We start from the raw sequence: 14,034 nt of genomic DNA, 5'->3' as shown, positions 1-14,034 counted from the left end.
GAACAAGCCGAGACGACCAGCGCATTTGCGAAATTTCGCAGCGCTTCGCGGCGTCACCTGGCGTTCGCAACGGGTTCAGCACAATGGCGTCGCAAGCTCTGTGATCGCGGTGAGCACATTTTCACGCGCTTCTCTGAAGGCGCTGGCTGCCCTGGCTACCGGTGTTGCCTCGGCTCAATCATCCGTTACGCTGTTCGGCGTGATTGACGCTGGTATCAGCAGCTATTCCAATAAGTCGGACAACTCGACGTCATTTCCACCGGCGTTCGTCGGCAGCATCACGGTCAAGCGCACCGTTCTGTCGAACTCGGGCTACAACTCCAGCCGAGTCGGCTTCCGTGGCACGGAAGACCTCGGCGGCGGCTTAGCTGCCAGCTTCTGGCTCGAAGCCCCGATCAGCAACGACGATGGCCAGCAAGGTATCGCCACCTTCGCCCGCCGCTCGACGGTGAGCCTGTCCGGTGGTTTCGGTGAAGTCCGTCTGGGCCGTGACTGGACCCCGACGTTCTGGAACGACGCCGTGTTCGACCCCTTCGGCGCGAACGGCGTCGGCAGCAACCTGATCAGCACCGCAAACACCAGTTTCGGTGCTTGGCTCGGCGGAGGCACGAGCAGTGTCCCCGGCTTCAGCAACGTGACCGGCAGCAGCTATATTCGCGCCAGCAACACTGTTGGCTACTTCCTGCCTCCAAACCTCGGCGGCTTCTATGGCCAGGTGATGTACGCCTTCCACGAGCGTGACAAGTACGATCCGGGCACCGCGACGCCGACGCCGCTGAACACCCAGCGCACCGGACGTTACGTCGGTGGCCGCTTCGGCTACGCTAAGGGCCCTCTGGACGTGGCTGCAGCTTACGGTCAGAGCACCATCGGCGACGCCTTCTTCGCCGGCACGACGACCAACGTGAAGACCTTCAACGTCGGCGCTTCCTACGACTTCGGCGTTGCGACGCTCTTCGGTGAATACTCGAAGGCCAAGAACGAAGTTGACGTCACAAACTTCCTGCTGTCCCCAAGGCCCGGCGTGGATCTGAAGGGTTACCTGCTCGGCTTGACCGTGCCCATCGGCCCCGGCCTGATCCGTGCTTCGTACTCGCGCATCAAGTACGACTTCAACGCGCCCTTCACCCTATTCGGCTCGTCGCCCGACCCGCGCGCCAACAAGTTCGCGATCGGCTACGTGCACAACCTATCGAAGCGCACGGCCCTGTACGCGACGGTGGCTCGCATCCGCAACAAGTATGGTGCTGCCTTGACTGTGGGAGGTCCGTCGTTCGTGACGCAACTCGGCACCGGTGCCGCTGCTCAGTCCTTCACCCCGAAGACATCGACCGGTTACGACTTCGGTATCCGCCATGCTTTCTGATTGGCCACCGGGCCGGCCAGGCGCAACCGCATTGAGTACGGTGGCAAATTATCCGTAACAGCTATCTCGGCCGCTACAAGCGAGAAGCATTCACTCGCTGGCTTAGGCAATGGCGAGACATCATCTCCACCGTGAGCGTCCGGCGGTCCACCTTGCCCGCCGCGACGCTCTTCGAGGATGGCGTCCACCTGTTTTAGCGGACGCCTATGCATCCCAATAGCTCTAATCGCCGGGTCCACAGTGCTGAGTTCAAGGCGCGGATCCTAGCCGAGTGCCGGCAACGCGGTGCGTTGGTCTCGGCCATGGCCATCGCGCACGGACTGAACGCCGACGTCGTACGCAAGTGGCTCGCGGATCGGGGCCTCAAGCGCATGGGCGACGCAGTGCCTTTTGCGGCCAACGGCACCGCGCCTGTCCTGCGGTTCGTCCCTGTCGAGTTGCCGCGGCCAGAGCCCGTGGTCACTGTCCCTGCATCCTAGGTCAGTTCGCGCATGCGATGCGACGAGCGCAAGCTGCCGAGGGGCCCCTCCCTGATTGAACTATTGCTATGAACTCAGACGTCGGCACACGTCCATATCGCTCTCAGCCTCCCGTCATTTGGATTTCGCCTACAGGTTCTTAGTGCACCATGTGCATGCCACCGCCCAACTCGAGGCGATTGACCAACTCCATCAGGATTCCCTTGACCGCCTGCGCAGGCTCGGATAGCGGCAGGTGATCCGAAGCGCACAGCGCCAACGGAATCTCGACGTGCGGCGATACCAGCCGCCCGACATCGACGCAGGCTGCGGCGGCGACCGAGCGTGCGAGCGATACGGGAAGAATCGTCGCCCCCATGCCTGAGGCGACCGCCGCCGACAGCGTGCTCGATGACTCCATCTCCGCCACCACGCGCGGAACGATCCTCGCCGACGCGAAGGCCCGGTTTACGCTGCGACGCAGCTGGTTGTCGATGCTGGGCAGGAGCAGGTCCACGTCGCGCAGCTCCGACAGCTCGAACTCGTTGCCGTCCATGCGCAGCATGCCCTGGCACGCCACGACGCAGAGGTCTTCGGTGAGCAGCGGTTCGAACGCAAGACCGCGCACCTCGTGATCGCCGCCATAGAGCACGGCCATGTCCATGAGACCGTTTCTCACTACGTCGCAAAGCGTGGTGCCGAAGTTCTCGTTGATGTGCAGCACGAGTTGCGGATGGCGCTCCTGCACCGTCTGTAGCAGCGGCAGGGCGAGGCCCGAGGCTGCGGTGCCCGGTGCCAGCCCCACAGACACCTGCCCTACGAGGCTGCGCCCTGCATTGAGGACGTCCGCGCGCGCCTGTTCGAACTGGCGCAGCATGAGCTGCGCATGGCGGTAAAGCACACGGCCTGCTTCCGTGGGCACCACGCCCTTCTGGGTGCGCAGCAGCAGGCGCTGCTTGAACTCGCTTTCGAGCGTCGCGAGTTGCTGGCTCAGCGCCGGTTGCGCGACGTGCAGGACCTCCGAGGCTTGCGTGAGGCTGCCCACGTCGACAATCTTCACGAAATACTTCAGCCGCCTGAGGTTCACCGGGACTCCGTTGTCTGTCTGCTTCTATGGAGAAGCAAGCATCGAGCCACTTCTGGAGAGCGTCAATCGGGGTTACGATCAGCGCGCATCCAATTTCCCATGACGGTCAACTTCAAGACGCTCAAGAGTTTCGTGACGGCAGTGGATGCCCGCAGCCTCTCTGCGGCTGCTGCGCAGCTCAGCGTCGCGCAACCGGCGCTGAGTCAGCACATCGCCTCGCTCGAGGAGCACTTCAAGCACAGGCTGCTGAACCGATCCAACGCCGGCGTCACGCCCACTGCCGCGGGCAACGAGCTCTACCGTCACGCCCGGATCATGCTGAGCCACCTCGAACAGGTCGAGCGCGAGCTGATGAACCGCACCGACGAAAGCTTCATCTTTGGTCCGGTCTCGGTGGGGCTTGCTACCTACAGTACGGCCTCGGCGCTTTCCATGCCGCTGCTGCAGGCAGTGCGCGGCGCCTACCCGGGCGTCAACCTGTTCATCAACGACAACTTCGGACTGGTGCTCAGCGAGATGGTCATGACCGGGCGCCTGGACATGGCCATTATCTATGCGGGCAGCCCCATGAAGGGGCTCACGCTGCAGCCGTTGCTGACCGAGGATCTGTTCCTGATCGCGCCGCCCGGTATGGAACTGGCGCAGCAGGACGTCCAGACCATCTCCTTGCGTGCGCTCGCCGGCGTCGACCTGCTGCTGCCGAGTCGCATGCACTTCCTGCGCCGCATGGTGGACGAAGCCTTTGCCCGCGTCGGCGTGGTTCCGCACATCCGCGCCGAGATCGAATCTGCCGAAACGCTGCGCCAGGCGATCCAGGCCGGCGTGGGTGCCACCATCCTGCCCTCCGCGCTGGCGAACTTCCCATCGGCTGCGGCAGCGCCGGTAATCCGCAGGATCGTGGAGCCCGAGTTGCAAGCCACGGTAGCGCTGTGTGTGCCCGATCACCTGCCGATGTCCGACCAGGCGCGCGCCGTCCTGGAGATCCTCAGGCTGCAGATCGGTAGCCTGTTCGAGGCCGGGCGCCTCGAAGGCATTCGCGCGCCGGAGGCTGCCGCGCCGCCTGCAGCCTGAATTAAAAGGGCGCAGGCTCAGTGCGCGGCGGCCGCCACCGGCCGCGACAGGCTGCGCATTGCCCCGACGCCTTCCGTCACGAACGGGTCCGCGTGGTAGTACAGCAGCTGCGCACCCATCGACACCAGATGTTCGACGTCCTGCTTCACGACCAGCGTGCCCGCGATCTTTCCGGCCGCGCGAATGCGCTGCAGCGTCTGGTCGACCAGGTCGAGCGCGGCTTGCGGGCGGCGCTTGCCCGGTGCCACCGCGGGCGAGTAGCCCATCGACTGCGACAGGTCGCCGGGTCCGACGAAGAACACGTCGATGCCTTCGACCGCCAGGATCTCGTCGAGGTTGCGCACCGCCTCGACCGATTCCACCATGCCGACCAGCAGCTTCGTCGCGTGATCGTCGGGGCAGGCATATCGGCAGGTGTGCACCACCTGGCGCGCGATCTCTGCGGTGTGGATCAGCGGCACCATCACGCCGTCCGCGCCTGCGTTGAGGCAGCGCGTGATGGTCGAGCGCTCCTGGTTCTGCGGGCGCACGATGCCGAAGCCGCCGGCATAGCGGGCGGCCTTGGCCATGTGATGGATGTCCTCGAAGCTGGCCAGGCCGTGCTCGCAGTCGATGAACACCGAGTCCGCGCCCGAGCGCACGAGCTTCTCGCATAGCGTGGGGGACACATGGTTGGGGTTGACCATCAGCACGGAGTCGCCGCGTGCCAGGCGTTGATGAAGGGTGTCGCTCATGCTTCGTCTCGTTCAGGGTTTGCCGGGTGTTCCGTCGGGGGCACCAAGCCAGCGGCTGATCTCGATGTCGGGGCCCTGGTCGCGCGCGCGGGTCGGGCTGATCACCAGCTGTTCGATCGTGGTGGCCTGCGGCAGTGTGCAGGCCAGCAGGATAGCGCGCGCCACGTCGTCAGGCGCGACCATGGCCGCGCGCTCCTCGGCGCTCGGCGGACGCACGCGCGTGTCCATGATCGGCGTGTCGACTTCGCCGGGAAGGATGGTCGTGGCGCGGATGTTGTTGTTGCGGAAGGTGCCGTGCACGAAGCCCATCAGGTTCGTCACCGCCGCCTTCGCCGCGCCGTAGGGCGCACCGCCCAACAGGTTCGGACGCACGGCAGCCAGCGAAGACACGGTGACGATGGTGCCGGCACCGGCATCGAGCATTCCCGGCAGCACGGCCTGGATCAGCACGTAGACCGCCGTCAGGTTGACCGACACCGCCGACTCCCAGTCGTCCGGCTCGATCCAGCGGATGTTGCGCACGCGGCTGGTGAGGCCCGCGTTGTTGACGAGGATGCCGATGGGGCCGACTTCCTTCTCGGTCCACCGCACCAGCGCGATGAGCTGCTCGCGTTCCTGCAGGTCGGCTTGGCGCGCCCACGCTTCGCCACCGGCGCTTCGGATCTCTTCGACCACCGCCTGCAGCGGTTCAAGCCTGCGGCCCATCACGACAACGCGTGCGCCCTCGGCGGCGAGCATCAGCGCGGTGGAGCGGCCGATGCCCGAACCGCCACCGGTGACGAGCGCGACCTGTCCCTTCAGTGCGCCGACCATCACGCCACCGCCTTCTGCGCTTCGGAGCTCGCCTCGGCCTCGTACCCGTAGTCGACCTGCGCGCCGGCCATGCTGACGAGGCCCTGTCGCAAGTCGTCTTCGACCAGCTCGCGCGAGCGCTGCTGCGCATCGCCCCAGCCGCCGCCGCCCGGCAGCTCGATCGTCAGTCGCTCGCCCGGCGCCAGCACCAGGCGGCCCTTCGGGAACACGGCCTTGCCGTCGTGCAGCACCGCGCCGTTGCGTCCGGCCTGGCCGCCCAGCACACCGAGGCAGGGGTACTTCACATGCTCAGTGCTCAGATAGATGTTCATCTCGCAGTCCGACAGGTTGCGGATCACGCCGCGCTGGCCCAGTCCGCCGCGAAACTTGCCGGGGCCGCCGGAGTCCGGAATGAGCTCCTTGCATTCGGTGAGCACGGGCACCGCGAGCTCGTACATCTCGATCGGCGTCACGCGGCAGTTGGACGGAAAGCTCAGCGTGTCCAGGCCGTCCATCGACGAGCGTCCGCCTTGTCCGCCATGAAAGTTCTGCGCACTGCCGTAGGCCGTGCCGTCGGAGCGCTGGCCCTGGCAGTTGATGCCCCAGATCGGCGCGCCGCCGCTGTCGCCCATCGCGCCGTCGGGCACGACGTGCTGCAGAGCCTTGAAGATCAGGCTCGGAATGCAATGGCCCACGAGATTGCGCGCGGCGCCTGCCGCGTGTGGCCGCGGGTTGAGGATCGAACCCGCGGGCGCCGAGTCGGTCAGCGCGACCATGCAGCCCTCGTTGTTCGGCGTCTCCGGATCGAGCAGGCATTTCAGCGCATACACGCTGTGCGCCACACGGTAGTGCGGCACCACGTTGATGCCGCGCGCCACCTCGGGCGAAGTGCCGGTGTAGTCGACATGAATCGAGTCGTCGCGCACTTCCACGCTTACGCACAGCTTCACGTCGGATTCAAAGCCGTCGATCGTCATGTCGGCCTTGTAGCTGCCGTTCGGCCAGGCCGCGATGGCCTTGCGCATGTGGCGCTCCGAGCGGCTGAAGATCGCCTCGCCGAGGCCGTCGCAGTCTTCCAGGCCGTACTCGTCCATGAAGCGCGTGAGCTCGCGGCTCATCACTTCATTGGCGGCCACCATGCTCTGGATGTCGCCGCGCACCTCGTGCGGCAGGCGCACGCTGGCCTCGATGACGGAGAACACATCGGTGTTCGGCTTGCCGGCCTTGAACAGCTTGAGCATCGGAATGCGGATGCCCTCCTCGAACATGTCGGTCGAGTCGGGCGACTGCGGTCGGCCGCCGATGTCCGGCAGGTGGGCGATGCTGCCCGCATAACCCACGATCTTTCCCTTGCGAAAGATCGGCGTGAGCATGACCATGTCCGGCAGGTGGCCCGTGCCGATCACCGGGTCGTTGGTGGCCAGCACGTCGCCGGGCTCCAGCGACTCGGGCGGAAAGGCCTTGAGGAAGTAGTTCTGCGCGGCCATGGGCAGCGTGGTGATGAACACCGGAATCGACCAGGTGCACTGCGCGAGCGCGCGCCCCTTGGCGTCCAGCAGCACGTTCACGTAGTCGTGGTTCTCGCGCACGATCGGCGAGAAGGCCGTGCGGCCGAGCGCACTGTCCGCCTGGTCGGCGATGAAGACCAGGCGGTCCCACATCACCTGCAGGGTGATCGGGTCGTTGAAGTCGGGTTTGAGCATGGACATGGCGAGAAGACCTCAGGACAAAAGCATGATCAGGTTGTGTTGGGCATCGAGCGAGGCGCTGGCGTTGGGCCCCATCACCACAGTCGACTCGCGCTGCTCGATGATCGCGGGCCCCTCGATCGGAACGCCGGGCACCAACGCATAGTGGTCGTAGACCGGCGTGTCGACGTACTTGCCGAGCTCCGGGAAGAAGACCGGCCGCGTGCCCTTGCGCGCATCGCGCGCCGCACCAGATTCGCCGCGCAGGCTGGCGAGCGACACCGGCGCCTTCGGCCCGCTGGCACGCACGCGCCAGGTAATGACCTCCGCGTCGGTACCGCTGACGGCGCGGCCGTACAGGGCCACGTAGTTGGCATGGAAGCGGGCCAGCAGTTCCTCGATGAACGTCGGGTCCGCCGGATCCAGTTCCGGCAGTGGCACCGAGATCTCGTAGCCCTGGCCGACGTGGCGCATGTCCACGGTGTACGAATAGCTGATGTGGTCCACAGGCACCTTGCTCGCCAGCACCACTTCGCTCCCCTGGTCTGCGAGCGTGGCCTTCACCACGTTCACCGCGCTCGGGTTCCAGGCCGAGATGCGCATCGGCAGGCTGGCCGACAGGTCCGCCGCCACCGGCGCGCCCAGCAGCCCGATGGCCGAGGTGACACCGGCGCCCAGCGGGCAGATCACCTTGCGGATGCCCAGCTTGCGGGCCACGCCGTAGGCATGCACCGGACCGGCGCCGCCGAAGGCGATCAGCGGCAGGGCGCGCGGGTCGACACCGCTGTCGGTGGCCTGCATCGAGGCGGCCTCGGCCATGCTCTCGTTGACCATGTCGTGGATGCCCCAGGCGCAGCGCTCCAGAGAGATGCCAAGCTCCTTCGCGAGCCGTGCCATCGCCGCTTCGGCGGCGGGCTTGTCGAGCGCGAAGTCGCCGCCCAGGAAGGACTTTTCGTTCAGGTAGCCCAGCAGCAGGTCGGCATCGGTCACCGTCGGCTCCGTGCCGCCGCGCCCGTAGCAGGCAGGCCCTGGCGCCGCCGCCGCGCTGCGCGGCCCCACGCCCAGCAGGCCGAGCTTGTTGCGCGCCGCGATGCTCCCGCCGCCCGCGCCGATCTCGATCATGTGGATCGACTGGATCTTGAGAGGAAAGCCGCTGCCCTTGCGGAAGCGTTCGTGGCGGGCCACTTCAAGGTCGTTGGCCACCATCGGCTGGCCGTTCGGAATCAGGCACAGTTTGGCGGTAGTGCCGCCCATGTCGAACGACAGCACGCTCGACTCGCCGGCTTGGCGCGCATAGTCCGCCGCCGCCACGGCGCCCGCCGCGGGGCCCGATTCGATCAAGCGCACCGGCGTGCGCGAGGCCGACGAGCTCGGCACCACGCCACCGCTCGACGTCATCCACAGCAGCTGCCCTTCGACACCGCGCTGCGACAGCTCGCGCTCAAGGTGGTTCACATGTCCGACCATCATCGGCCGGGTGTAGGCGTTGACGACGGTGGTCGACGCGCGGTCGTATTCGCGCACCTCGGGGCAGACCGTCGAAGAGAGCGAGACGGAGATGCCCGGCGCGACCTCGGCCAGGATCTCGGCCACACGCCGCTCGTGCTGCGCGTACTTGTAGGCGTGCAGCAGGCACACGGCGACCGACTCCACTTTCTTGTCAAGCAGCACGCGGCCGATGGTGCGCACCCCGTCTTCGTCGAGCGCCTTGATCACCGTGCCGTCCGCGGCAATGCGCTCTTCCACGCCGAAGCACAGCTCGCGCGACACCAGCGGATCGGGGTACTGGATGCGCAGGTCGTAGAGGTCGTAGCGCCCCTCCGTACGGATGCGCAGCATGTCCTGGAAACCGGCGGTGGTGATAAAGGCGGTGTGCACACCGCGGCGCTCCAGCACCGCATTGGTCACGACCGTGGTCGCGCCCAGGATCTGCAGCTGGCCGTTGCCCCTGGCCTTGCCGCCATCTCGGGCGCGCACTTTGGCCAGCAGCTCGTCCACGCCCTGGAGCACGGCGCGCGCGGGCGCATCGGGCGTGCTCAGGACCTTGTGCAACAGGATGGTGCCGTCGTCCTCCGTCATCGCGAAGTCGGTGAACGTGCCACCCGTGTCAAATGCCAGTTTCATGCCTTTCAGCTCCTTGAGTGTTCGGTTGAGATGTGGGCTCAGGCCGCGGCTGCGTCGGATGCGCGCTTGCCCGTCATGAACAGTTCGCCCAGGTCGGCGGTGCTCAGTGCCCCGACCGGGCTGTCCCAGATGACCTTGCCCAGGCGCAGCACCACGGCGCGCTCCGCCGCTTCCATGGCCTTGCGGGTGTTCTGTTCGACCAGCAGGATCGTGCGGCCGCCCTTGTGCAGGCGCTTGAGTTCGTTGAAGACCAGCGTGATCGCCTGCGGCGAGAGGCCGACCGAGGGCTCGTCCACCAGCAGAATCTCGGGGCGGCGCAGCACGGCCATCGCCATTTCGAGCAGCTGCTGCTCGCCGCCGGACATGTTGCCGGCGAGCTCGTTGCGACGCTTGCGCAGGATCGGAAAGAGGTCGTAGACGTACTCGCGCTCGCCCTTCAAGTCGCCGCCCTTGATGGTGTAGGACGCCATCTCCAGGTTCTCGTCGATGGACATCAGCTGGAAGTTGCAGCGGCCCTGCGGCACGTAGGCAATGCCGTGGCCGAGCATCGCCTGCGGGCGCAGCCCCGCGATGTCCTTGCCCTTCCAGCGGATCGCGCCGCCCTTGTGGGTGGTCATGCCGAAGAGCGACTTCAGCAGCGTCGACTTGCCGGCCCCGTTGGGCCCGAGCAGCGTGACGAATTCGCCGTGTCGGATCTTCAGATCCACGCCGTGCAGGATGTCGAGGTGGCCGTAGCCGGCGCGGAGGTTGTCGATTTCGAGTTCCATGGTGCTGTTCTTTCGTGTCAACCGCCGAGGTAAGCCTCGATGACCTCCGGGTTGCGAACGACTTCTTCCGGCGTGGCGTCGGCCAGCTTGGCGCCCTGGTGCAGCACGACCACGCGGTGACTGAGGTTCATCAGCACGTCGGTGTTGTGCTCGATCACCACGAAGGTCACGCCCAGCTTCTGGTTCGCGTGCTCGATGCACTGGATGACCTTCTCGATGAGCACGGGGTTGATGCCCGCCAGTGGTTCGTCCAGCAGGATCAGCTCGGGTTCGGGCATCAGCATCGACGCGAACTGCAGCAGCTTCTGCTGCCCGCCGGACATGTTGCCGGCCGGCAGGTGCCCCACGCGCGCCAGTCCTGTCACCTCGATCAGTTCCTTCGCGCGTTCGCGCAGGGCCTTGATGCGCTTCTTGGCCGACGGCCCGACCCAGAAGGTCGACAGCACATTCGGAAAGCGCGACATCTGTCCGGCCAGCACCAGGTTCTCTTCCGAGTCCAGCGTGGGGAAGACCACCGTCTTCTGGAAGCTGCGCAGGAAGCGGCCCTCGCGGGCGATGCGGTTCATCGGCCAGCCGGTGATGTCCACGCCCTTGAGCAGCACGCGGCCCGAGTCGCTGCGCTGCAGGCCGGTGCAGCAGTCGAACAGCGTCGACTTGCCGGAGCCGTTGGGGCCGATGAGCCCCATCACCTCGCCGCGGCGGACTTCGATGTCCACACCCTGGAGCGCCGCGACGGCGCCGTAATTCTTGCGCAGGCCCTCGACGCGCAGCATGGACTCAGCGGACATCGCGCGGCCCCTTTCCGATACCGGCAATGCGTTCTGCTGCACGCTGGACCAGCGGCGCAAGCCCTTGCGGGAACAGGAACACCAGCCCCAGCAGCACGAAGCCGTAGATCACCATGCGCAGCTCGGGCGTGATGCGCAACGCCTCGGACACCGCCACGAAGACGAAGCTGCCGATGATGGCGCCCGGCACCTTGCCCACGCCACCGCCCAGCACGATGATCAGGATGGTGTTGGAGTAGTACGCCTGGAACACCAGCGGGCTCACGACCGTCGAGAAATGCGCGTAGAGGCTGCCGCCGAGCCCCGCGAAGACGGCGCTCAGCATGAAGACCAGCAGCTTGTAGGTCCAGGTCGGCACGCCCAGCGATTCGGCCAGCGTCTCGTTGTCGCGAATAGCCACCATGCAGCGTCCAGCGGGCGAGCGGATCAGTGCGACGAACGCAGCAACCGCCAGTGCGGCAACGGCGAGCACCAGGTAGAAGTACTCGGGCGCCTTGATGACGGTGTAGACCCAGTCGCCGAAGCCCAGGCGCGGCCGGGCCACGCCCGACAGCCCCATGTCGCCGCGAGTCAGGTCGATCCAGTTCTTCGACACCATCTGCGCGATGACCACCATGCCGAGCGTGCACATCACGAAGGAGGTGTCGCGCAGCCGCAGCGCCGGAATGCCCAGCGGCAATGCGACCAACCCGGCCACCAGGCCCGCGACCAGGAAGTTCACCAGGAACGGCGTGCCGAAGTGGATCGACATGAGGGCCGACGCGTACGCGCCGAGCCCGAAGAACACGCCCTGCGCGAGCGACAGCATGCCCGTGTAGCCCAGGATGAGGTTCAGCCCCAGGGCAGGCAGCAGGAAGATCATCGCGAGGACCATCGCGTGCAGGTAGTAGTCGCCGAGGAAGAGCGGCGCGCAAAGCAGCGCGACGACGCCGATGGCGCACGCACTCCAGTTGACCGCGGCGACCCGGGCGGCCGGCATGCGCGGCGTGTCCAGCGTGGTGGTTGACAAGATTGCCTGTTTCATGACGTTGACGCTCTCAGAAGCGGGCCTTGCTGCTGAACAGGCCATGCGGCCGGAACATGAGCATGAACAGAAGCACGATGAAGCCGACGGAGTCGCGGTACTGAAGGCCGATGAAGCCGGCGACGAGGCTTTCGACGACGCCCAGCAGGCAACCCGCGATGAGCGTGCCGCGCACGTTGCCCATGCCGCCCATCACGATGACGGCAAAGGTCTTCAGCGTGATCGCCTCGCCCATGCCGCCGTAGATGCTCACGTTGATCGGCCCCGTCAGGATGCCGGAGAGCGCCGCGATGGCCACGCCGATCAGGAAGGTGCGGCGCACCACCTGCTCGACGTCGATGCCGTTGACCTGGCAGCACTCGATGTTCTGCGACACGGCACGGATCGAGCGGCCCAGGCGCGTACTGCGTACCATCCATTCCAGCCCGGCGAACACCGCGATCGTGATCACGACCAGGATCACGCGCTGCTGCGACATGCCGAAGTCGCCGAGCTCGATGGGTTCGAGCCAGCCGCCCGAGAACACCTTGTAGCCGCCGCCGAAGGCCAGGATGACCACGTTCTGCAGGATGAGCGAAAGCCCCAGCGTGGCCAGCACGCCGGCCTGGAACGGTTGGCCGATGAGGCGCTGCATCACGCTGCGCCCGATCAGCACCGCGATCACGCTGACGATGGCCACGCCGCCGACGATGGCCAGGCTGTAATCGGCCGCGAGCTTCGACATGACCCACCAGGCCGCGAAGGTGCCCAGCATGTAGTACTCGCCGTGGGCGAAATTGATGGCCCGCAGCACGCCGAAGATCATCGTCATTCCGGCGGCCACCAGGGCGTAGACCGACCCGGTGATGATGCCGTTGACGATCTGTTCGAAGAGGAAGGAACTCACGGTGTTCTCGCAGGCCGCGCAGGGCGCTTCTTCTTCACTTCGCGCCGCCCGCGTAGTCGACCTTGGTCGCGATCATTCCCTTGATGGCCGGCTTGCCGTCGGTGATCTCGAGCAGCACCATGGGCATCACCGCCTGGTTGTGGTCGTCGAAGGTCACGACACCCATGGGGCTGTCGTACTTGATCTTCGCCATGGCGTTGCGGATGTCCTCGGCCTTCAGGCTGTTGGCGCTCCTGATCGCGGCCATGACGAGGTTCAGCGTGTCGTAGTGCGTGTAGGCATGGTTGTTCGGCATCTCGCCGCCGTTGGCCTTCTTGTAGTCCTCGACGAACTTGAGGCTGCGCGGCGCCGGCACCTCGGGCAGCCACGCGGCGGCCTCGACCGCGCCGTTCATGACTTTCGGCGCGGCGGCGATGGTTTCCTTGGTGTTGAACTCGCCGTTGCCGACCAGTGCCACCTTGCCGGCCAGCCCCAGCTCGAGCATCTGGCGGGCAATGATCGGCGTGGTGTCGGCCTGCCCGTAGAGGATGATGGCCTGCGCGCCCGAGCGGCGGATCTTGCTCAGCACCGAGCGGAAGTCGGTTTCCGAATCCTTGTAGTAGTCCTCGCTCAGGATTTCGGCGCCTTCGTACTTCGGCAGGTAGCGCTTGGTGAACTTGATGGCGCCGCGGCCGTAGTCGCTGTCGACCGAGAGCACCGCGAACTTCTTGAAGCCCTTGGTCTTCGAGGCGTACTCCAGCACCGTCGCGGCCCGCACCTCGTCGGTCGGGTAGTTGCGGAAGGTCCACTTGAAGCCACCCACGCCGGCCTTGTAGGTGATGTCTGGGTTCGACGAGGCCGCATTCACGAGCAGCACCTTCGACTCTTCGGCCAGCGGCTGCATCGCCAGCGTCACCGAGCTGCAGACGTCGCCAATGATCACCGGCGTTTTCTCGAGGCTAATCATGCGCTGGGTGGCGGCAACGCCTTCCGCCGGCACGCACTGGCTGTCCCCGCTCACGAGCTCGATCTGCTTGCCGAGCACGCCGCCGGCGGCGTTGATTTCCTTGGCGGCGAGCGCCGCGCCCTTGTTCGCGAAGGCGCCGTAGCGGGCATTGGGGCCGCTCATGGGCGCGATGACACCGATCTTGAAGGTGTCGGTCTGTGCACTGGCGGGCGCCAGCGCGCAGAAGCCGGCGATCGCGGCAATGGCCACCAGGGCCGCGCCGCGCAATCTCGAGTTCGTGGGGTAGCTCATTGCTTTTCTCCG

12 protein-coding genes are annotated in these 14,034 nt (G+C 66.1%); 2 read left to right on the top strand and 10 right to left on the bottom strand.

Translation table 11 applies throughout. The features are described 5' to 3' along the window. Window positions 1-199: 199 nt before the first annotated feature. Window positions 200-1,366 carry a porin gene (locus tag ACEN9N_RS05920; RefSeq protein WP_495656353.1) on the top strand — a complete coding sequence of 389 codons (1,167 nt, stop codon included), beginning with the start codon at window positions 200-202 and terminating at the stop codon, window positions 1,364-1,366. A gap of 618 nt (window positions 1,367-1,984) precedes the next feature. Here the strand turns inward: ACEN9N_RS05920 and nac are convergent. After that, window positions 1,985-2,911: a nitrogen assimilation transcriptional regulator NAC gene (nac, locus tag ACEN9N_RS05915; RefSeq protein WP_495655576.1), complete on the bottom strand. Its 927-nt coding sequence runs from the start codon at window positions 2,909-2,911 to the stop codon at window positions 1,985-1,987. Window positions 2,912-3,010: 99 nt separating this feature from the next. On the opposite strand from nac, the gene ACEN9N_RS05910 reads away from it, so the two are divergent. After that, a complete protein-coding gene (locus ACEN9N_RS05910) occupies window positions 3,011-3,982 on the top strand; it encodes a LysR substrate-binding domain-containing protein (protein ID WP_495655575.1) in 972 nt (323 codons plus the stop codon). 17 nt (window positions 3,983-3,999) lie between these two features. Here the strand turns inward: ACEN9N_RS05910 and ACEN9N_RS05905 are convergent, their stop codons facing one another. Genes ACEN9N_RS05905 through ACEN9N_RS05865 form a run of 9 tightly spaced genes read right to left on the bottom strand, consistent with a single transcriptional unit; the run spans window position 4,000 to window position 14,022 of the window. Further along, window positions 4,000-4,716, bottom strand: coding sequence for an HpcH/HpaI aldolase family protein (locus ACEN9N_RS05905; protein WP_495655574.1), 717 nt, complete (start codon window positions 4,714-4,716; stop codon window positions 4,000-4,002). A gap of 12 nt (window positions 4,717-4,728) precedes the next feature. Continuing rightward, on the bottom strand, window positions 4,729-5,529 hold the full coding sequence (locus ACEN9N_RS05900) for an SDR family oxidoreductase (RefSeq protein ID WP_495655573.1): 801 nt from the start codon (window positions 5,527-5,529) through the stop codon (window positions 4,729-4,731). Continuing rightward, complete coding sequence (locus ACEN9N_RS05895) at window positions 5,529-7,217, bottom strand: hydantoinase B/oxoprolinase family protein (protein WP_495655572.1); 1,689 nt, start codon at window positions 7,215-7,217, stop codon at window positions 5,529-5,531. Before ACEN9N_RS05895 ends, ACEN9N_RS05900 begins: the two co-directional genes overlap by 1 nt. Window positions 7,218-7,229: 12 nt before the next feature. Beyond that, window positions 7,230-9,320, bottom strand: a complete 2,091-nt coding sequence (locus ACEN9N_RS05890; protein WP_495655571.1) for a hydantoinase/oxoprolinase family protein — start codon at window positions 9,318-9,320, stop codon at window positions 7,230-7,232. A gap of 38 nt (window positions 9,321-9,358) precedes the next feature. Next, a complete protein-coding gene (locus tag ACEN9N_RS05885; RefSeq protein WP_495655570.1) occupies window positions 9,359-10,087 on the bottom strand; it encodes a branched-chain amino acid ABC transporter ATP-binding protein in 729 nt (242 codons plus the stop codon). A 17-nt stretch (window positions 10,088-10,104) separates the two neighbouring features. Next, window positions 10,105-10,875 carry an ABC transporter ATP-binding protein gene (locus ACEN9N_RS05880; protein ID WP_495655569.1) on the bottom strand — a complete coding sequence of 257 codons (771 nt, stop codon included), beginning with the start codon at window positions 10,873-10,875 and terminating at the stop codon, window positions 10,105-10,107. Then, window positions 10,865-11,899, bottom strand: coding sequence for a branched-chain amino acid ABC transporter permease (locus tag ACEN9N_RS05875; protein WP_495655568.1), 1,035 nt, complete (start codon window positions 11,897-11,899; stop codon window positions 10,865-10,867). The genes ACEN9N_RS05880 and ACEN9N_RS05875 overlap by 11 nt, the downstream gene beginning before the upstream one ends. A 13-nt stretch (window positions 11,900-11,912) precedes the next feature. Next, window positions 11,913-12,785 (bottom strand): branched-chain amino acid ABC transporter permease, encoded by an 873-nt coding sequence (locus ACEN9N_RS05870; RefSeq protein ID WP_495655567.1) that lies wholly within the window; start codon window positions 12,783-12,785, stop codon window positions 11,913-11,915. Window positions 12,786-12,819: 34 nt separating this feature from the next. After that, window positions 12,820-14,022 (bottom strand): ABC transporter substrate-binding protein, encoded by a 1,203-nt coding sequence (locus tag ACEN9N_RS05865; protein WP_495655566.1) that lies wholly within the window; start codon window positions 14,020-14,022, stop codon window positions 12,820-12,822. Window positions 14,023-14,034: the final 12 nt, after the last annotated feature.

The organism is Variovorax sp. Varisp46 (assembly GCF_059491885.1).
Note: the sequence above shows the minus strand (reverse complement) of the source record. Positions and strands in the feature narration are given on the sequence as shown.